We start from the raw sequence: 20,687 nt of genomic DNA, 5'->3' as shown, positions 1-20,687 counted from the left end.
TTTCTGCAACCGCTGATACAAAGGAAAGGCTGACGGTTTAATTACGGCGTGAGTCGTGTAAAAATAGCCGAGTTAAATCTTTGGGTTAACCTCAGCCGGTAAAATGCGTCAGTTAACCATTGACGGCTTATATTACCAATGGATGCCCAACATATGGATAAGATGAGGCTAACGGCTTGATGTTTTTTGAAGGCGCAGAAAAAAAACTTGAGATCAGGCTCACTCCCAAGCTGGCATCACTACGCCTGCGGGAGTACGGCTTTTGGTCGACGCTGGTTGCCTGTGCGAATGCAGAAATCCTGTCAACAATCAGTAACGATGTCTGCGATGCCTATCTTCTGAGTGAATCGAGTCTGTTCGTCTGGGACGATAAAATTTTGCTGCTCACCTGCGGCAACAGCACCCTGATTGAGGCAGCCTGCCATTTTATAAACGCCTTAGGTGCTGAACATATCGCTGCGCTCTGCTATCAGCGCAAGAATGAGTACCAAGCCCAGCTACAAAGCACCAGCTTTGCGGACGATATTGCTAAATTGCGGACCTTGATCCCAGGAAAAGCCTTTCGAGTGGGTCATTTAGATTCACACCATCACTATTTGTTTTGTACTGACAATCAGTTTTGCACCGAAAACCAATCGATTTCCTCAAGCGAGACCTGTCTTGAATTGATGATGTACCATATCCATGGCGAGCTTGCCGATTATCTTAAGCTGCCGACACAAACTGAGCAGGGGATTTATCAGCGGCTTGGTTTGCAGCAACTCTTCGGCGATTTTCAGCTGGATATGCACTGTTTTCAGCCTGCGGGATTTTCCTTGAATGCAATACGTGGGGCTGACTATTTTACCTTGCATATCACGCCATCGGTGGAGCAAGGGGATAATTCCTATGTCAGTTTTGAGACTAATCTGGATTTAGCCGTTTATCCCCATCCCGTCGCGGCACGATTGGTGGATTTATTCTCTCCAACCAGTTGGGATTTGATTAGTTTTAATCGGCCCATCAACACAGCGGGATTTCCTGCGCATATTTGCTTAGGTCAAGGTTTAGTGACAACCGAGTCGGGTTGTCAGATTTCTTTCCGTCATTATCAACAGCTTGAAACCCAAGTATTGCAGCCCGAGTATATGTAGTCTTAAGCCTTGGTGGGTCGTTGCCAGCGCCGCTTTAGCCTAAATACGCATTGGTATTTAAGCACTGGATTATCAATAGAAAAGCTAATGTAAATGCCTTGGCTTTTTTATTGGCGGCGCGATAACAGAGCATCGAATTGCCATTAAGGCATGGTAAACTTGCACCATCAGCGGATTGCACCGATGGCAATCATTGTGCGCTTGTAAAAGGAAACCCTATGACAGATCTCAGTGATATTCGCCGCGAATACACCAAAGGCGGCCTAAGACGCGCCGATTTACCCCAAAATCCCATGCAGCTATTCGAGTTATGGATGACACAAGCTCGCGATGCCGAGCTCAGCGACCCCACGGCAATGTGTGTAGCCACGGTGGACGAGCATGGTCAGCCCTATCAGCGGATAGTGTTATTAAAGCGTTTCGATGACTCGGGCTTTGTGTTTTTCACTAACCTAGGCAGTCGTAAGGCGCAGCAGATCGCGGCCAATAATAAGGTGAGTCTGCATTTCCCTTGGCATCCGATTGAACGTCAAGTATCGATTCTGGGTGAGGCGCAGTCGCTATCTACCGCCGAAGTGCTGAAATACTTTATGACCCGCCCAAAGGATAGCCAAATTGCCGCTTGGGTGTCACAGCAGTCGAGTAAACTGAGCGCACGACAAGTACTCGAAGGCAAGTTTTTTGAGATGAAAGCCAAATTTGCCAAGGGCGATGTGCCATTACCAAGTTTTTGGGGTGGCTATTTAGTCAAGCCCTCAAGTATCGAGTTTTGGCAGGGCGGGGAACACAGATTGCATGACCGTTTCCTTTACACTCGCCAAGCGGATGAATGGGTCATTGACCGTTTAGCGCCTTAATGGGCTTTAGGAGCTTAAGCGTGGGACAGTATAAGATTTGGGTTGATGCCGATGCCTGCCCAAACCCAATTAAAGAGATGTTATTTCGTGCGGCTGAGCGTAAGTCTGTGCCGTTAGTGTTAGTGGCCAACCAAATGCTACGGGTACCGCCGTCGGCCTATATCAGTCAAGTGCGGGTGGGCTCAGGCTTTGATGTGGCGGATCAATACATTGTCGACCATGTTGAGGTCACGCATTTAGTGATCACCGCCGATATTCCGTTAGCGGCGCAAGTGATCGAAAAGGGCGCGCTGGCTCTCAATCCCCGCGGCGAACTCTATACCACTGACAATATTCGTCAAAAACTGACAATGCGCGATTTTATGGAAGATTTACGCTCATCGGGCGTACACACAGGTGGCCCTGACGCCTTTTCTGCGGCAGATAAACAAGCTTTTGCCAATAGTTTAGATAAGTGGCTGGTGCGAGTTTAACGATAGTTAACTGGTCACTAATTAAGAAAAAGAGTATCTTTAGCGAGACTTAGGTGATCTTAGTCACAGATTGTCTAAGTGATTACTGCGGTTACTCGAGTGTTTTCGGGTTGCTGCCTTGCCTTTAAACTCACTAATTGAGGATGGATACGATGAAAAAATGGATAGGAATCGCTGCATTATCGACGCTGGTTAGTTTTAGCTGTGCAGCCCAGTGGCAAGTAATGGAGCAGGATTCTCGGGTCAGTTTTGTATCGGTAAAAAAGGGTGATATCGCTGAAGTTCACCACTTTAAGCAACTCAATGGTGTACTTAAAGATAATGGTCAATTTGAATTAACCATTCCACTGATGAGCGTGGCGACCAGTATCGAAGTGCGCGATGAGCGTATGCAAAACCTGTTGTTTGAAGTGTCCTTATATCCTGAGTTGAAATTAAGCTCGCAGGTGGATACTAAGATGCTCAAGGATCTTACCTTGGGCGACTCTAAGGTTGCTGACATAGATGGGAAAATTTCCCTCCATGGAAAACAACAAACGAAAACTTTTTCGGTAATTTTAACCAAAGTATCTGATAATAAACTGATGGTTAGCAGTTTTCAGCCGATAATAGTCAATGCGAATGAGTTTGACTTGGTCTCGGGTGTAGATAAATTGCGTGATATCGCGGGTTTATCTAGTATTAGCCAAGCCGTTCCGGTGTCGTTTGTACTAACCTTAACAAAGTAACAGCGATAAGATTGGCTTAGATCAATACGTCAGCTCTCCAGTTCGAGATATGGTTAGCGAGTGGCTGACGTGCAAATTTCCAGAACGACGACTTTAGATGTGGGTTTTGTTTTTTCAGTGTCGTCTTTGACGATAGATTTTGGTGTGTTAAGGGTAAAAAATGGTCACAGATAAAGACGGTTACATGCATTTGATCCAGTATTTGACTGAGCATCTTGGCTTGTTCGAAACACCCGATACCCAAAATGTGTCCGACGATACTGTGATGGAGTTGTTCGAAGAACAATTATCCGCGCAGATTATTATGGTTTGTGGTCAAAATCCTTCCCTCTCTTTTGCTGAACGCAACACCATCATCCGTGAGGTCGATGCGATTGTGTACGATCTGGAAGAAATCTTAGCCTCAGTCGCGAATCATAAGGCTACGCCAGAACAGACCCTGTTCATCACTGAGTTTTCGGGCTTAATCAAGAATTTATTCGATCAAGAAATCGCCAAAATCCAAGTGCATGTGTAAAACCTTCGCATAGAATTAGCCTTGAGATTAATCTCGTGTCTTGGGTTAATCCTGTTCACTCGTTCGTTGATTCCCACCTTTACTCACAATTCAGTCCGAATCGCTACGACTAGTGAATTGTTCAGCGGGTTGCTGTGTTGCCTGTTGGTGTCAATCGCTCTGGTTTTGGATTTGTGGGGGGGAAATTTGTGTTATGTTAGCGCTCTGCATTATTAGATCTCGCTATCGCATCAGTTTTCACTCATCAAGTTTGACTAAAATCATGCTCGTTTTTCAAGCATCTTCTTTTACAGGGTATATCTTTACTCTATAGCCGCCTTTTTTGCTGCGGTGTAAAGGGAGAAGCATGATGTTAACCATACGTCCAAGCTATGCCGATGATATGCTGACCATTGCAATATCGGGTCAAGTTACCCATGAAGATATCGAAACCTTACTGTTTCCTGCAATCGAGGCCAAGTTACAGGACCATGCGAGTCTTCGCTTGTGGTATGAGTTTAGTCCTGACTTTATTGGCATCACAGTAGGAGCACTCTGGGATGATGCTTTACTCAGTGTGTTCCATTTTAGTGATTTCTCACGAGTGGTGATGATTGCGGACATGCAAAGTCTTGGTGCTATGGTTAATACGCTGGCTTTTATGCTGCCTTGTCCGGTAAAGGTTTTTAGCGAAAATGAGCGTCATTTGGCGATGGCATGGTTGGACGAAGCGAAAGTGGCGGAAGTGTAATGGTTGTAGTTATTGTGTGTTAAATTGTAATTATTCCTTATTTTTTCATTGACTTAAATGCTATTTTTTACCCTCGACTTGGTCTTTTTCGGCTCTTTTCCTTCGCTTTTGTGTTATCACTAGTCCCTACGTCGGCCAAGGTTATGGGTAAAAGGCTCCATTTGGCCAGCCTGTAATCGATTAGATAAGGAGTGAGGATGTTACAACATCAAAGTGTCGGTCGCTGCACCGCGTTATTGCTAAGCGCTATGTTCGTAAGCTTGAGTCTAGCTGGCTGCGGCAAAGTCAGCGAAGAGGCGCAAACGCAAGTGCAGGGCGCTGTATCTTCTGACACTAAAGCGATAATTGGTCAATCGGAAAAGATGCGACTAATCGCAGCGCAATTGGATTTTCAGGCGAGGATTGATACGGGCGCGGCGAACACTTCTTTACATGCCATCGATATGCAAGTTGAAGGTGGCGCATCTGAAAAAATGCAGGATAACATTGGTAAAACACTGCATTTTACCACCGAAAATGAAGCGGGTGAGCAGCGTCGCTTAGCGGCGAAAATCTTAAAGACCACCACAGTGAACAATGCCCAAGGCAGCGAAGTGCGTTATTTGGTGGAGTTAGATATTGGCTTTGAGGACCAGCACCGTCTCGTCGCAGTCAACCTACGTGACAGAAGTCATATGGATTACAAGTTACTGATTGGGCGCAATTGGCTAGCGGGGCGTTATGTGGTCGATGTGGCTGAGAAACGACTGATTGGCCCGACGGCCTTTATCAACGTGAAAGAGGCTGAACTGACTTTTAAAACTCGCATTGATACTGGCGCGGTTGAAAACTCGCTGCATGCCATCGACATCAAGATTGACGATGAAGATCCAACCAATATGGACAACAACATTGGCAAGTGGCTCAATTTTACTACCGAAAATGAGCGTGGTGAGGCCAAGCGTTTACGAGCGCGGATTGTTGATACCTCGCTTATCCGTAATGCGCAGGGGAGTGAAGTCCGTTACATGGTCGAACTGACCTTAGGCGAGCCAGGACGGGAGTATCCCGTCAAAGTGAACCTTAAGGATCGCAGTCAAATGTCCAAGAAACTCTTAATTGGCCGTAATTGGTTACAGGGCCACTATTTGGTGGATGTAACGCTCGATAAGGCGAGCGATTAATTTCACTCAATGGGCCTATTTTTGAGTATGGCAATTGCTATACCGAAGGTAATGGCCAGTGGCACTCAATTAGGGTGCCACGATTGACTTCACTCTCCACCTTCAGCTCACCATTTAACTCTTTTTTTATCCAAAGATTAATGCAAGTCAGTGTGCCAATGCATTGGTTCTGCTGCATTTCCTGTTTGATTTGCTCAAGGTGTGAAGCCGGGATCCCAACGCCATTGTCCTGAAGCTGCATATGCAGCTCACCGCCTTTTTTCTCAAGCGTTATTTCTAACGCTCTGTTTTGATTATGCTCTTTAAAGGCATGGTGCAAGGTATTGTTGATGAGCCGATAAAAAAACTGCAAATATTGCCAAGCATTGCCATCGACTACCAATTGTTCATGACACTGCAGATTGACCTTAACTTGGTTTTTTAGCAGTTGGGGCTGTAATAAACTTAGTAATTGATTGATAAACAGTGCTAAATGCAGCGGGCGAATCTCACTTTGTTGATCGGTAAACAGCTGTGATATGTGCCTGAGTCTGGCGGCTTGCTGGCTCATCAGTTGTACCACTTGGGCTTGGTGGCTGTCATCCTCCTTGTGGCGCACTTGGCAAATCTGGGCGAGAAGTTTGTCCTGCTCTTGCATCATTTGACTCATGACGTCGGCAAGGAAGTTCTGCATCAGTTTCTGACTCTGCTGCTTGCTGAGGTTAACTTGGATCTGCTGATTGATTTCATCATGGATAGCAGCAAGTTGTTCCCTGAGTTGGCTGTTTTCTTGCTGTACTAGTTGGGTCTTGTGTTGCTGCTCTTTAACCTGGGTTAATTGCGATTGCAGCAGTTTTTCTTGTTCTTTTTCTTGGCGCTTTTTGAGATCCACATTAAAACCTATGGCGCCGACTCCGATGGAATTATCCTCATCGTCCCTAATGTCGAATTTACTCATTTGATAGATAAGTTCACCCCTAAGGGATGGAATGGGCTCCTCAAAATGAATCGCATCCTGACTATGGGTGACCCGCTGATCGTTTTGCTGATACAATTGGGCGAGTGAGTTTTGGAACAGATCAAAATCCGTAGCGCCGATGATTTTGCGCCGCTCAATCCCCAAAACTTCACAATATTTGTTGTTAACTAAGGTATATCTGCCATTTAAGTCTTTGATGTAAATGATGGTGGATGAAAAGTCGAGTAATGATCTTAATTGCTCCTTGCGCTGGTTCAGCTCCTGCTGAAAATGTTGTTGGGTCAGTAATTGCTGCTCGAGTGCGAGATTACTGGCGTCTAAACTGGCCATCGCGACTTCAAGTTGCTGGGTGCGGGATAAAAAGCTTTTCGCTAATAGACCAACCTCGTCGTGCCGTTCATTTGCCTTTAACTCGATAGAGGCCGAATCATTGCGTTTGAGTGCCTGCACCATTTCCATAATGGGGGCGATAATCAACCTATGTTGCAGTAAAAACAGCAAGATAAGGCCGAGCATCTGAATTAACACGAGGGAGAGCCCAACTTTTTCGATAAGCTGCTTTGCTGTGTCCTGTAACGGGGCGATGGGCGTGACGACTAGAATTTTCCAGTAGGTGTGCGGCATTAAAAATACCGACACCAGCGAGGGACCCTTGAGGATCGGATCTACTGTTAATGAGACCGAAGCAATTCGCCTTGGGGTTAAAAAATGGTTTTTGGCATTGTCATTGACTATGGCGGAGAGCATCTCCCGCTCACCGTCGTTGCTTAGACGGGTGAGATTGTCCATTTGCTCTTGGGTAAACACGCGCTCAGTCACGGCTTGCTCGATAAAACTACGGTCGGCTAAGTGCAGTGCCGAGGCTATCGGGCTAAAGGCTGTTTCGGTTTTCGCTAGCTCGTCGAAGGTCTGTAGGGCATGGCTAGGATTTTGGGCCGATTGTGGCAGATTATCGCTCTTCGGCGAGGCCAAAATTTGGTTTTGATGGTCGAGGGCTATCACGTAGCCACTCACATCTAACATGGTGTTGCGTAAGAGCTGATTGAGTTTTTCAAGACTGATGTCTGTCGTAGCCGCCCCAATAAACTGATGTTCCATCCACATAGCGCCAGAAGCAGTCACCATAGGTTTATGGGTGGTGGGATCGACATAAGATTTAGACCAAAATATTTTTCCGACGGGAAAATAGCGTGTCGGTCGATACCATTCTTCGGTGTGATAGCTTGGGAAACTGTCATCATTGTAGCTGTTTATTGCGACGAGTTCGCCATGAATATTGTGTGACCAGAACAAACTATCACGAAACTTTTGCCGGTCAAATGCCCCTGGCTCGGGCCAAATCCCACCACCTGAAATGATCGCCTTTTGATTTTCAATTGAGAGTAATACCGGAATGCTTTTACTGAGCTGCTCGGGCTCGTAACGGTATAGCATGGCGATTTGACTGATAGCATTGACCTGATTCTCCACTTGGGAGGTCATTTCCTGCAATTTGGCAATGATAATCTGGCCATGGTTTTGATTAAGTAGGGTTTGTTGCTCGTTGATTTGCTGGGTCTGTATGTTGAGAATGACCCAAACAGTGCTAAAGATCAGTATGCTGGCGATCAACAGTTGGATCAGACTGAGTTTAAACGGCAGGCTCTTTTGCCATTGGGTTAACGGTGCTTGAGGCTCAATAATAGGCCGTTTATCCATGTTCTTTGCATTCCGAATGCCGTTATCATGGAGCCAGTTTAGCGTTTTTTTGCCTATTTGCCATTGGCTTAAATCAAAGTTAGCTAAGAGCTTTCGGTGAGAAATATTGACAGTGACAGCTAAAAATTAGGCAGACCCTAGGTCTGCCTAATAAAGATTACTTATAGAGTGATGGTTTATTCGAACCGCTGAGGATGGGCACAATAAACAGTAACAGGGAGACCAGATAGCCGCTAAAGGCGACTACCATCCACTCGGCCATCGTTACCCCCATAAACTGCCAGGGCACATCGGTACACATGCCCGTTGGCAACATGACCGCAGGAAACCATTCATGGAGCGGCATCCAAGTTGGAAACTCGGGTAAAAATGAGCAAGTCGAGAATGGTGAAGGATTATTTTGCATATCCACTAGGGATAATGCCAGTTTGAGTCCCCAAGTTGCACTGACGGCCCAGCCAAGTGCACCCAAAATGCGAACGATTAGATATTTGGGCGCCGTCATACCAATCAATCCTGCCGCCAAGATGCCGAAGACGGCGAGGCGCTGGTAAATACACATCACGCAGGGATCTAAGTTCATCACGTATTGGAAATACAACGCGGCCGCTTCGAGGGCAATCGCAGAGCCAGTAAGAATTAACCAAGATGCGCGGGAATGGGCAAAGCGAGTGAATGCTGTCAAAAGTGAACTCCGTATCAACAAAAAACGCCCTCGAAGGTAGGGCGTTTTTTTGACTTTACTGAACTCATAAAGTTCAGTCAACTCTGATATTTATGTTAGTGAGCTGCCGCAGGTGCTAACGCTTCTTTAACACTGTGGTGAATGATTGCGTGGGAGTCATAGTAGTACTGGGTCATCTGCTCTAAGAAGCCCGATTGAATTGCCATGACACCCACAATCGATAGCACGATAGTGTAGGGCAATGCCATCCACACCATTCTGCCATAGGATAAACGGATCAGCGGTGCAAGGGCCGAGGTCAGTAAGAACAGGAACGCGGCTTGACCGTTTGGTGTCGCCACCGAAGGCAAGTTAGTACCAGTGTTAATGGCCACAGCTAACAGGTCGAATTGATCGCGGGTAATTTGGCCGTTAATCAAGGCGGCTTTAACTTCGTTAATATAAACCGTGCCGACAAACACGTTATCACTGACCATAGAGAGTAAACCGTTAGCGATATAGAAGATCACTAATTGGGTATTCCCTTCATGATTCAGCGCCCATTGGATCACAGGGCCAAACAGTTGTTGGTCGATGATCACGGCGACGACGGCAAAGAACACCGCTAACAGCGCGGTAAAGGGCAGGGCTTCTTCGAAGGCCTTACCTAGTGCGTGCTCATCGGTAATACCGTTGAAGGCCGTGGTTAAAATGATTACAGACAGACCAATCAAGCCCACTGACGCTAAGTGCAGCGCAAGACCGGCAATTAACCAAACGCCCACAAAAGCTTGTATAACCAGTTTCATCTTGTCTTTATTGGTACGACGCGCATCTTCATAGGCGGCGTAATCGCAAAGGATTTTATGCACGGCTTCCGGTAGCTGGGCACCATAACCGAACCAACGTAATTTTTCGACTAAAAAGCAAGTTAGGATACCAGCGAACAATACAGGCACGGTTACAGGGGACATACGGATCGCAAACTCACCAAATTGCCAGTTAGCCTGCGCCGCGATAATTAAGTTTTGCGGTTCACCCACCATAGTACATACGCCACCTAATGCGGTACCGACACCCGCGTGCATCAATAGGTTACGTAGGAAACCACGGAAAGACTCCAATTCTTCTTCGTTGAGTTGGTTTTCACCATCTTCATTTTTGCCTTCTGAGGTATGGTCATGATCTGCTGAGAAATCTTTACCCGAAGCCACTTTGTGATAGATAGAGTAAAACCCTACTGCCACGGTAATAATCACGGCGATAACGGTTAATGCATCTAGGAAGGCGGATAAGAAGGCTGAAGCCAGACAGAACATCAAAGACACTAAAATTTTCGAGCGTACTTTAGTGATCATCTTAGTGAACACGAATAACAACAGCTGCTTCATGAAGTAAATGCCGGCCACCATAAACACCAGCAATAACAACACTTCAAGGTTGGCTTCAATTTCGTGCAGCACTTGGCTGGCAGAGGTCATACCGATGGCGACCGCTTGAATCGCTAATAGACCACCGGGTTGTAATGGGTAGCATTTCAGCGCCATTGCCAAGGTAAAAATAAACTCAAGCACTAATACCCAACCAGCCACAAAGGGGCTGACATAGAAAAAGAGTATTGGATTGATTATTAAAAACGACAGTATTGCGATCTTGTACCACTTAGGAGAATTCCCTAAGAAGTTCCCAATAAACGCCTGACTCATTGTCATCGGCATGGCATCCTCTCTTCTAATTATCTTTTAAAATTGCACAGGTTATTGTGTTCTGGCATTTGTTTTAGAAATTCAGTCTAGCCTAAAGAGAATGCTAATGTAACGAGATACTGAAACCCAGATTTCAAAAAGCGGAGCTAATCGGCAAAATTGGCATAATATCGGTTGATTTGTGTCGTTTTTTTGAACATTTTTGTGACAATTGTACGGCGAATTTAAGGTGGGCTGCAGTCAATGGTTTCCATTTTTTACCGCTCTGGTATGATCAGTGACCATTATAAAGCACAACAACTGGAAAAGTGGGCTGATGATTATCAATGCCAAAGGACCTGCAAGTTTTGCAGAGAAGTATATTGTAAGATCGATTTGGGAAAACAAGTTTCCCCCAGGGTCCATTTTACCGGCTGAACGTGAGCTTTCTGAATTGATTGGCGTAACACGCACGACACTGCGTGAAGTACTGCAACGGTTAGCCCGTGATGGTTGGTTGAAAATTCAACATGGTAAACCGACTCGGGTAAACAATTTTTGGGAAACCTCGGGCCTTAATATTCTTGAGACCATTGCTGATCTCAATCCAGAAGGTTTCCCTGTGCTGGTGGACCAATTGTTATCGGCTCGAACCAACGTGAGTGCGATTTATTTCCGTGGTGCACTGCGCAACAGTCCCGATACCGCGGTTGAAGTCCTAGGACAAATTCACCAACTAGAAGATACGGCTGAATCCTTCGCCGAGTATGACTACTTATTGCATCATACTTTAGCTTTCTCTTCGGGAAATCCACTTTATGTGTTGATCTTAAACGGTTTTAAAGGTCTATACAGTCGAGTAGGACGGTACTATTTCAGTAGTTCTGAGGCGCGTCTGTTAGCGCTGAACTTCTATAAAGAACTGGAAGTATTAGCCAAAGCCAAAAATTATGTTGATGTGCCCGCACTAATGCGTACTTACGGTATAAACAGTGGCAAAATGTGGCTGCAATTGCGTGATGATATGCCGACCTCGATTGCCCTGCAGGACGCAAACTCTTAAGTTCAAATGCGCCTCGTTAGACTAAAAAGCCGTTTCATTGAGAAACGGCTTTTTGCTTTTCAGTCTGTGGGATGCTTAGTCGGCCTTAGGTTGTTCAGGGCAGGACGCTAGCAGTGTTACACTGGCATCAGCATTCAATTGCTCAAGACTAACGGTAAAGCCCCAGAGTCGATGCAGATGCTTCAATACTTCTTTGTAGGTGTTCGCCAGTGGAATGTCATTACTGGGAACATACCTTAAGGTTAAGGAGCGGTCGCCGTTTATCTCTACGTTATGTACTTGAATATTGGGTTCAATATTCGATAAGTTATACTGCTGAGAGAGAAGGTTGCGAATATCTTGATAGCCCTGTTCATCGTGAATGGCCGACACAGACAGATAGTTTCGTTTTTCATCATCGTGGATGCCAAACAGCTTGAACTGACGGACCACCGTTGGCGACAGGTACTGGCTGATAAAACTCTCGTCCTTAAAGTTTTGCATCGCAAAGTGTAAGGTTTCGAGCCAGTCACTGCCCGCAATATCCGGAAACCAGGCTTTATCTTCCTCTGTGGGAGACTCGCAGATGCGCCGAATATCGGTAAACATTGCAAACCCTAGGGCATAGGGATTGATACCGCTGTAGTAACGGCTGTTATATTCGGGCTGGGCGACAACGCCGGTATGACTCTGCAAAAACTCCATCATAAAGCGGTCGGTGACCACACCATCATCGTACAAATGATTCAAAATAGTGTAATGCCAAAAGGTTGCCCAGCCTTCATTCATCACTTGTGTTTGTTTTTGCGGATAAAAATACTGCGCCATCTTACGTACGATACGGATAATTTCCCGTTGCCATGACTCCAGCAGCGGTGCATTTTTTTCAATAAAATACAGAATATTTTCCTGCGGCTCGGCGGGAAAGCGGCGCTTAGTGGTCGAAGGTTGCTGCTGTTGATGGGTGGGAATAGTGCGCCACAAATCGTTCACTTGGCTTTGCAGGTAGGCTTCGCGATCTTTTTGCCTCGCCTGTTCCTCCCTAAAGGAGATTTCCGATGGGCGTTTATAGCGGTCGACACCGTAATTCATCAGAGCGTGGCAAGAGTCGATGATGCTTTCAACTTGATCGACACCGTATTTTTGCTCGCAATCACTGATGTAGTTTTTGGCAAACACCAAGTAATCGATAATCGAACTTGCATCCGTCCATGTCTTAAATAAGTAATTATTTTTAAAGAAACTATTATGACCAAAACAGGCATGGGCCATCACCAAAGCCTGCATGGTGATGGTGTTTTCTTCCATTAAATAAGCGATACAAGGGTTAGAGTTAATCACAATTTCGTAGGCGAGCCCCATTTGCCCACGCTTGTAGCCCTGTTCGGTTTCGATAAAACGTTTGCCGAAGGACCAATGGGTATAGCCAATGGGCATGCCAATGCCGGCATAGGCGTCCATCATCTGTTCGGCGGTGATGATTTCGATTTGATTGGGATAGGCGTTCAATTTGTAAATGGCCGCCACCCGCTCAATCTCTTTCAGATAACTTTGTAACAGCTCAAAGCTCCAGTCGGGACCGTCGCTCAAGGCTGTACGTGTTTTTGCTTCTTTTATCCCCATAGAGCCCCCTTAAACCGCCTGCTTTTTAAATAATTCTCTAAATACAGGGTAGATATCTTCGGCTTGACGAATATGTTGCACCGCTATGTTGTCGTAGTGTTGTTGTAGGGATTCGTATTCACGCCACAGGGTTTGGTGCGCACGATTGGTGATTTCGATATAGCTAAAATAGCGCACTAGCGGCAGGATTTTTTGCTCCAATAATTGTCGACAGGTGGGAGAGTCATCGGCCCAGTTATCACCGTCAGAGGCTTGTGCGGCATAGATATTCCACTCATCGGCAGGGTAGCGAGCCTGCTGAATTTCGTGCATTAATTTCAATGCGCTTGAGACAATCGTGCCGCCAGTTTCCTGAGAGTAGAAGAACTCATGTTCGTCCACTTCCTTCGCTTGGGTATGATGGCGGATATAGACCACCTCGAGGTTTTTGTAGGTTCGGGTGAGAAACAAGTACAGCAAGATATAGAAACGTTTCGCCATATCTTTTGTCGCTTGATCCATCGAACCTGACACGTCCATTAAGCAGAACATGACCGCTTGGCTCGAGGGCACTTCACGCCTTGCAAAGTTATTGAAACGTAAGTCAAAGGTATCGATAAAGGGGACTTTAGCAATCTTCTGCTTGAGCGCTTCAATTTGGGCTTTTAAATCCAAAATCAGTTCGGCTTTAGTGCCCGGAATATTTTCAAGCTCTGCCAGTTCTTGCTCTAACTCTTTGAGTAATTTCTTTTTACTTGCCGACATGGCAATGCGGCGCGCCAAGGAGGAACGCAGTGAGCGCACAATATTGATATTGGCAGGTACACCATCATTGGTGAAACCCGCACGGTAGATTTGATACTCGACGAGCTTGTTTAAGCGATTCTTCTGCAGATTGGGTAGTTCTAAGTCCTCAAATAACAGCTCCAAGTATTCATCCTTTGAGATTTCAAACACAAAGTCATCATTACCTTCGCCCGAATCCGAGGCATCGCCTTTCCCCGCTCCGCCACCAGCGCCACCTTGGGGTCTATCGATTTTATCGCCGCGGGTGAATTGATCATTGCCTGGGTGGACTCTGTCTCTTACGCCTCCTTTGCCTTGATGGAACATAGGTTCACTGATATCCCGTGTGGGAATACTGATTTTTTCGCCTTTATCTACATCCGTTACACTGCGACGCGTGACGGCATCGCTGACGGCTTTTTTGATTTGTTGCTTATATCGGTTGATAAAGCGTTGGCGGTTGACTGTGCTTTTTCCTTTCGCATTCAACCGTCTATCGATAAAGTTCGCCATACGCACCTCCCAAACCCCAGCGAAGGCTTTGGCAACACCAAAGCCTCGTTTTTAGTGAGCGCAAGTTAAGAGGATTTACGAACCCGTAAATACCACTCAGACAGCAGTCTGACTTGTTTTTTGGTATAGCCTTTCTCCATCATTCGATTAACAAAATCATCGTGTTTACGTTGATCGTCAGTCGAGGTTTTGGCGTTAAAGGAAATTACAGGCAATAAGTCCTCTGTATTTGAGAACATTTTCTTCTCAATCACAGTGCGTAGTTTTTCGTAGCTGGTCCAGAGTGGATTGTTGCCCTCATGGCTTGCGCGGGCGCGCAGGACAAAGTTAACGATCTCATTACGGAAATCTTTAGGGTTGCTGATCCCCGCAGGTTTTTCGATTTTCTCCAGTTCGGCATTCAGTGCCGAGCGGTCAAACAATTGGCCAGTTTCGGGGTCACGGTATTCCTGATCTTGGATCCAGAAATCGGCGTAGGTGACATAACGGTCGAAGATATTTTGGCCGTATTCAGAGTAGGACTCTAAGTACGCTGTTTGGATTTCCTTACCGATAAATTCGACATATTTAGGGATTAAATAGCCTTTTAAGAACTCCAGATAACGTTCGGCGGTATCGCCGGGGAATTGTTCCTGCTCGATTTGGCGTTCGAGTACATAGAACAAATGGACAGGGTTAGCGGCAATCTCTGAGTGGTCAAAGTTAAATACCCGCGACAGGATCTTGAAGGCGAAACGGGTAGAAAGACCGTTCATACCTTCATCAACACCTGCGTAGTCGCGGTACTCTTGGTAGGATTTGGCCTTAGGATCGGTATCTTTAAGGCTTTCACCATCATAGACCCGCATCTTAGAGTAGATGGAGGAGTTTTCAGGTGTTTTTATCCTCGAGAGCACACTAAATTGCGCTAAGGTTTCTAAGGTACCAGGTGCACAAGGGGCTTGGGACAACTCGGAGTTTTGCAGTAATTTTTTGTAAATCTGCAATTCTTCCGATACCCGCAGGCAATAGGGCACTTTGACAATATAAACCCTGTCGAGAAACGCTTCATTGTTCTTATTGTTTTTGAAGGTTGACCATTCTGACTCGTTAGAGTGCGCCAAAATGATACCGCTATAGGGCAGGGCGGATAAGCCTTCGGTGCCGTTATAGTTACCTTCTTGGGTGGCAGTGAGCAGTGGGTGTAGCACCTTAATCGGCGCCTTGAACATTTCCACGAACTCCATCATCCCTTGGTTTGCACGGCAGAGCGCACCCGAGTAGGCGTAAGCATCGGCATCGTCCTGCGAGAAATGCTCTAGCTGACGAATATCGACCTTACCGACCAAGGAGGAAATATCTTGGTTGTTTTCATCCCCAGGCTCGGTTTTGGCAATCGCCAATTGGTCGAGGATAGAGGGATAGACCTTGACCACGCGGAATTTTGAAATATCGCCGCCAAACTCGTGCAGACGTTTCACCGCCCAAGGCGACATAATGGTTTTTAGATAACGGGTGGGAATATTAAACTCATCCCGCAGCAGCTGGCCGTCCTCTTCGACATCGAAGAGACAGAAGGGGTGGTCATTCACCGGGCTTCTCACGCCATTGGCACTGAGAATGTAAATTGGCACTTTTTGCATCAAGGCTTTAAGTTTTTCCGCCAATGATGACTTACCGCCACCCACAGGGCCGAGTAAGTATAAAATCTGCTTCGATTCTTCTAAGCCTTGGGCCGAGTGTTTTAGGTAGGCGACGATTTGTTCAATCGCATCTTCCATACCGTAAAAGTCTTTAAAGGCGGGATAGCGTGAGATGAGACGATTCGAAAAGATACGGCTTAGGGTTGGATTTTTCGCGGTATCAATAATTTCGGCTTCGCCGATGGCAAGCAGTAATCGCTCGGACGCTGACATATAAGCACTGCGATCTTCTTTGCAGATATCGAGGTATTCTTGCAAAGTGTATTCTTCATCGAGTTTTTGTTCGTAGCGCTTTTGGTAATGCTCGAAAATGCCCATATAAACCCCCTGAAACGCCAGTGATGTCATGGATGGATAACTGATTTTTCAGCTTCCTACACTAATCTTAGACACAAACTTGCCAGCTGTGTCAAAAAAATATCAAATAAAAACAATAACAAATGATTGCAATTGCAATTATTGCACTTGTAGCTATTGGGCTACGTTCGGCGAAAGGGCAAAGGTGAATGATTGTTGAGGCCATAAAAAAAGAGCCACTTGGGCTCTTTTTAGGAATGACTTAGCAGCGATTAACCAGCGAAGTTTTGGTTAACGAAGTCCCAGTTAACTAATTGCCAGAAGTGGGCTAAGTAGTCAGGACGTACGTTGCGGTAATCGATGTAGTAAGCGTGTTCCCACACGTCAACAGTCAGGATTGGCGTCACTGTGCTGTCAGTAAGAGGGGTTGCAGCATTGCTAGTGTTAACGATAGCTACAGTGCCATCGGCTTTTTTCACTAACCAAGTCCAAGCGCTACCAAAGTTGTTTACCGCAGAATCGGTAAATTGTGCTTTGAATGCGTCGAATGAACCGAATGCAGCATTGATGGCATCAGCCACAGAACCTGTTGGCTCACCGCCAGCGTTAGGCGCTAAGCAGTTCCAGTAGAAAGTGTGGTTCCAAACTTGAGCTGCGTTGTTAAATACGCCACCAGTAGAAGTCTTGATGATCTCTTCTAAAGATTTACCTGCGAAATCGGTTCCTTCGATTAAACCGTTTAGCTTAACAACGTAGGTGTTGTGATGCTTGCCGTAGTGGTATTCAATGGTTTCTTGAGAAATGTGTGGTTCTAGTGCGTTCTTTGCATATGGTAATGCGGGTAATTCGAAAGCCATTAGTATCTCTCCATGGTCTTAGGTTATCGTTTTTTAAACGTGCTCACTGCGCTCTATTGTACCGATAATATTTGTGATGTGAATCATTGTTTGGCTAATTGATTAGATAGGCGTCATCGAAAAACTAATTGTAGGGCATAACCTTACAAACTGTGGGATTTTGTTCTGTGCCTAGCTGTCGTACAATAGCGGCATTGAGTCAATGTCATCGTACTTAGGAATTAAAATGGAAACAGTAGAGAAAATTAAACAGCAAATCGCTGAAAACCCAATCATCGTATACATGAAGGGTTCTCCTAAATTACCAAGCTGTGGTTTTTCATCTCAGGTAGCACAAATCATGATCAACTGCGGCGAGCAGTTTGCATTTGTGGATATTCTCCAGCACCCAGATATCCGTGCTGAATTACCTAAGTATGCAAACTGGCCAACTTTCCCACAATTGTGGATTGAAGGCGAGCTGATTGGTGGTTGTGATATCGTGGTTGATATGTACCAAAAAGGCGAATTACAGCCGTTAATCAAAGCGACTGCTGAAAAATACAAAACCGCTGAGTAATCACGTCTAAGAGAGTGATGAAATAGTAACAAAAAAGCCGCTAAGTAAATCACTTAGCGGCTTTTTTATCGCCTAATCACTGAGCTAGGACTCGGCAATTAATCATGCTTTAAGCCAAATGACGCAGCGCACTTAGATTCAAACTCAGTGCGAAAACCCACAAGTTTAGTGTGATGCAACGTCACGCTCGTGGTGTTTGCTCGCAGGTAATAGCAGATTCATGGTAATGGCCACAATACCACAGAGGCTGATGCCCGTGAGGCTGAAGGAGCCAATACCAAACGCCATACCACCAATACCGAAGACCAGGGTGACACCCACAATGCTTAAGTTACGTGGTTCGGACAAATCCACATGATTACGGATTAGAGTATTTAAGCCTACCGCGGCGATAGAACCAAATAGCAAACACATAATGCCGCCCATCACAGGGACTGGAATGGTTTGCATTAGGGCGCCTAATTTACCCACGAAGGCCAAGGTAATAGCGGTGATCGCCGTCCAGGTCATGATCCTTGGGTCAAAGTTACGAGTTAAGGTCACCGCGCCAGTGACTTCTGAATAGGTCGTATTGGGTGGACCGCCGAAGGCCGCTGCAGCAATCGTCGCGACGCCGTCACCGGTTAAGGTACGGTGCAGACCGGGTTTTTTCATAAAGTCTTTACCCGTGACATTGGAAATCGCAAGGATGTCACCAATATGTTCAACCGCAGGCGCAATCGCGACTGGGATCATAAAGGCGATTGCATGCCAGTTAAATTCCGGAGCTACAAATTTCGGGATAGCAATCCAGCTTGCCGCTGTGACCACGGCAAAATCAACGATACCAAAAGCAAGACTCAGCCCATAACCCACAACAATACCCGCCAGAATGGGCATGACCTTGAGTAATCCCTTGGCAAAAATAGCGACGGCTATGGTGGTACAAAGTGAGGCGAGGGAAATAACCAAAGCAGTATTGGTTGGGACTAATGTTAAACTGCCATCACCACTTTTACCCAGTGCCATATTCACCGCCACAGGCGCTAAGCCTAAACCAATGATAATAATCACTGGGCCAACCACCACGGGTGGTAGCAGTCGATGGATAAAGTCTGTGCCGCGCACTTTAACTAACGCGCCGAGGAGGATATACACTAGGCCCGCGGCAATGATACCGCCCATGGTTGACGGGATCCCCCAAGTTTGTACTCCGTAGAGAATAGGCGCAATAAAAGCGAAGGAGGACGCAAGGAAGATAGGGACTTGGCGTTTCGTGATTAATTGAAACAGTAGGGTACCAATACCCGCGGTAAACAGGGCGACACTGGTATCCAGCCCTGTAAGTAGTGGCATTAGCACTAGGGCGCCAAATGCAACAAACAGCATTTGTGCGCCCTGAAGTGGAATAGCGAGTCTTTTCATTTATTATTCTCGTGAATTTAGGGTAAACCGCGAGATTATAACAGTTTGTTGTTCTATGTTCCTCATAAAATGCCTCGTTTGTGGGTGAGGATCACTGTTTTATTGCCAAAGCGAGTTGTGGCACTTAATCCGTGGTTGAAACCTCCCCAAGACTCGCTAAAGGCGCTAACTATGGTACAATTTGTACTATCTGACGTTACTTCAACTACTCAAAGATGCTGAAATTCCTATTAAAGCCAAGCTTACTCGCGTTTTTATACTGCCTGTTTACCGTTAATAGCCTGCAAGCTGTTGAAGTGAGTAAATTAGATGAAGCCGATGTGCCAGTGGCTTCCCGCGCAGTGCCTGAGCGGAATAAAGCCCTTAAAACCGCGCTTGAAAAAGTGATCATTAAGAATACCGGGACAGCACGCTCTTTGGATAACGGCGTTATCCAATCGCAACTGGCCAATCCCGATGCACTCCTCAGCCAATATGGTTATCTGGAGCAAAATGGACAACTGCTGCTAAAAGCAAACTTTGAGCATCGCCGCATTATTACCCTGTTACGCCAGGCCCAATTACCAGTGTGGGGCATTCAACGTCCATTGACGCTCTTTTGGGTTGCGATGCCAAGTGAAGGTGACACGATTTTACTGAGTGATTCATCGACCTTAGCTGAGCGTCAGGCATTTAACACTTTCTCTGATGAGCGGGGTATTCCTGTTTTGCTACCCATCCTCGATCTCGATGAGATGATGGGTATCAATCCAAATGATGTTAAAGGTATGTTTGCAGATATAGTTGCAAGCGTGTCTGGTCGCTATCAAGCCGATTTCTTAGCCCTTGTGGCCATAGAACCTGCGGGAAATCAGGTGCGTTATCGCTTAAATCTGTACACCAAAGCCACAATTGACTCGTTAACGCCGCCACTGTTTAGCTTTAATGGCTCGGCAGAAAATAGCGCGCAGGCGATCACTGCCATGATGGGCTCCCTAGGGGATTACTATTTCACTAAATACGCCATCGCCGATTCGGGTGAGCAAGTCGGTGCCAGTGTGACCTTTGTGAACATTGATAAAATGGCGCAACTGGTTGAAGTCGAAAAATACTTAAAGCAACTCAGCGCAGTTAAGAGTGCGACCTTGTCGCGCATCCAAGGCAATACAGCGACGTTTTCCTTGGATTTATTTGGCTCACAGACCGACTTTGAGCGTTTACTGAGTCTAGAGCCGCGAATTTCGGTGGTAGCGCCAGGGGAATTTTCTGCTGGTACTAGCCCTGCGGGTAAAACTGTCTATCAATGGCGGTTACCTTAAACTTCCCTCGCCGTGGCTGGGCATGCCTGTGCTCAGTCCCG

The 20,687-nt window shown here is 46.1% G+C and carries 18 protein-coding genes; 10 read left to right on the top strand and 8 right to left on the bottom strand.

Translation table 11 applies throughout. The features are described from left to right. Positions 1–179 precede the first annotated feature (179 nt). The 7 genes from ACK5NH_RS09385 to ACK5NH_RS09355 all read left to right on the top strand — a co-directional run bounded on the left by ACK5NH_RS09385 (position 180) and on the right by ACK5NH_RS09355 (position 5,601). Positions 180–1,133, top strand: coding sequence for an adenosylmethionine decarboxylase (locus ACK5NH_RS09385; protein ID WP_416919507.1), 954 nt, complete (start codon positions 180–182; stop codon positions 1,131–1,133). 218 nt (positions 1,134–1,351) lie between these two features. Beyond that, the gene (gene pdxH / locus ACK5NH_RS09380; protein WP_416919493.1) at positions 1,352–1,990 is read left to right on the top strand and encodes a pyridoxamine 5'-phosphate oxidase; all 639 of its coding nucleotides are present in this window, start codon (positions 1,352–1,354) and stop codon (positions 1,988–1,990) included. 20 nt (positions 1,991–2,010) lie between these two features. Further along, positions 2,011–2,463 carry a YaiI/YqxD family protein gene (locus ACK5NH_RS09375; RefSeq protein WP_416919491.1) on the top strand — a complete coding sequence of 151 codons (453 nt, stop codon included), beginning with the start codon at positions 2,011–2,013 and terminating at the stop codon, positions 2,461–2,463. A 152-nt stretch (positions 2,464–2,615) separates the two neighbouring features. Further along, positions 2,616–3,191, top strand: a complete 576-nt coding sequence (locus tag ACK5NH_RS09370; RefSeq protein WP_416919489.1) for a YceI family protein — start codon at positions 2,616–2,618, stop codon at positions 3,189–3,191. Between the two features lie 160 nt (positions 3,192–3,351). Next, on the top strand, positions 3,352–3,708 hold the full coding sequence (locus ACK5NH_RS09365) for a DUF3802 family protein (RefSeq protein WP_416919487.1): 357 nt from the start codon (positions 3,352–3,354) through the stop codon (positions 3,706–3,708). 349 nt (positions 3,709–4,057) lie between these two features. Next, positions 4,058–4,438 (top strand): STAS/SEC14 domain-containing protein, encoded by a 381-nt coding sequence (locus ACK5NH_RS09360; RefSeq protein WP_416919505.1) that lies wholly within the window; start codon positions 4,058–4,060, stop codon positions 4,436–4,438. A 197-nt stretch (positions 4,439–4,635) separates the two neighbouring features. Continuing rightward, on the top strand, positions 4,636–5,601 hold the full coding sequence (locus ACK5NH_RS09355; protein WP_416919485.1) for a RimK/LysX family protein: 966 nt from the start codon (positions 4,636–4,638) through the stop codon (positions 5,599–5,601). 37 nt (positions 5,602–5,638) lie between these two features. On the opposite strand, the gene ACK5NH_RS09350 is transcribed toward ACK5NH_RS09355, so the two are convergent. The 3 genes from ACK5NH_RS09350 to nhaB all read right to left on the bottom strand — a co-directional run bounded on the left by ACK5NH_RS09350 (position 5,639) and on the right by nhaB (position 10,639). Continuing rightward, positions 5,639–8,257, bottom strand: a complete 2,619-nt coding sequence (locus ACK5NH_RS09350) for a PAS domain-containing protein (RefSeq protein WP_416919483.1) — start codon at positions 8,255–8,257, stop codon at positions 5,639–5,641. Positions 8,258–8,414: 157 nt separating this feature from the next. After that, complete coding sequence (gene dsbB / locus ACK5NH_RS09345; protein ID WP_416919481.1) at positions 8,415–8,942, bottom strand: disulfide bond formation protein DsbB; 528 nt, start codon at positions 8,940–8,942, stop codon at positions 8,415–8,417. Positions 8,943–9,037: 95 nt separating this feature from the next. After that, positions 9,038–10,639 carry a sodium/proton antiporter NhaB gene (nhaB, locus tag ACK5NH_RS09340; protein ID WP_416919479.1) on the bottom strand — a complete coding sequence of 534 codons (1,602 nt, stop codon included), beginning with the start codon at positions 10,637–10,639 and terminating at the stop codon, positions 9,038–9,040. 304 nt (positions 10,640–10,943) lie between these two features. On the opposite strand from nhaB, the gene fadR reads away from it, so the two are divergent. Further along, positions 10,944–11,669 carry a fatty acid metabolism transcriptional regulator FadR gene (gene fadR / locus ACK5NH_RS09335; RefSeq protein ID WP_416919477.1) on the top strand — a complete coding sequence of 242 codons (726 nt, stop codon included), beginning with the start codon at positions 10,944–10,946 and terminating at the stop codon, positions 11,667–11,669. Between the two features lie 75 nt (positions 11,670–11,744). Here fadR and ACK5NH_RS09330 read toward each other — a convergent pair whose 3' ends face one another. The 4 genes from ACK5NH_RS09330 to sodB form a co-directional block, all read right to left on the bottom strand. Further along, positions 11,745–13,271: a SpoVR family protein gene (locus tag ACK5NH_RS09330; protein WP_416919475.1), complete on the bottom strand. Its 1,527-nt coding sequence runs from the start codon at positions 13,269–13,271 to the stop codon at positions 11,745–11,747. A 9-nt stretch (positions 13,272–13,280) separates the two neighbouring features. Beyond that, a complete protein-coding gene (locus ACK5NH_RS09325; RefSeq protein ID WP_041408751.1) occupies positions 13,281–14,549 on the bottom strand; it encodes a YeaH/YhbH family protein in 1,269 nt (422 codons plus the stop codon). 65 nt (positions 14,550–14,614) lie between these two features. Continuing rightward, positions 14,615–16,549, bottom strand: a complete 1,935-nt coding sequence (locus tag ACK5NH_RS09320) for a PrkA family serine protein kinase (protein WP_011716674.1) — start codon at positions 16,547–16,549, stop codon at positions 14,615–14,617. A 251-nt stretch (positions 16,550–16,800) separates the two neighbouring features. After that, complete coding sequence (gene sodB, locus ACK5NH_RS09315) at positions 16,801–17,385, bottom strand: superoxide dismutase [Fe] (protein WP_416919472.1); 585 nt, start codon at positions 17,383–17,385, stop codon at positions 16,801–16,803. 226 nt (positions 17,386–17,611) lie between these two features. Here sodB and ACK5NH_RS09310 point away from each other — a divergent pair, with 226 nt between their 5' ends. Next, positions 17,612–17,944, top strand: coding sequence for a Grx4 family monothiol glutaredoxin (locus tag ACK5NH_RS09310; RefSeq protein WP_007649079.1), 333 nt, complete (start codon positions 17,612–17,614; stop codon positions 17,942–17,944). A gap of 165 nt (positions 17,945–18,109) precedes the next feature. Here the strand turns inward: ACK5NH_RS09310 and ACK5NH_RS09305 are convergent, their stop codons facing one another. After that, positions 18,110–19,348, bottom strand: coding sequence for a uracil-xanthine permease family protein (locus tag ACK5NH_RS09305; protein WP_416919469.1), 1,239 nt, complete (start codon positions 19,346–19,348; stop codon positions 18,110–18,112). 215 nt (positions 19,349–19,563) lie between these two features. On the opposite strand from ACK5NH_RS09305, the gene ACK5NH_RS09300 reads away from it, so the two are divergent. Next, a complete protein-coding gene (locus ACK5NH_RS09300) occupies positions 19,564–20,646 on the top strand; it encodes a DUF2066 domain-containing protein (protein ID WP_416919467.1) in 1,083 nt (360 codons plus the stop codon). Positions 20,647–20,687: the final 41 nt, after the last annotated feature.

Origin of the sequence: Shewanella sp. (genome assembly GCF_047975355.1) — a bacterium.
In the GTDB taxonomy this organism is placed as follows: domain Bacteria; phylum Pseudomonadota; class Gammaproteobacteria; order Enterobacterales; family Shewanellaceae; genus Shewanella.
Note: the sequence above shows the minus strand (reverse complement) of the source record. Positions and strands in the feature narration are given on the sequence as shown.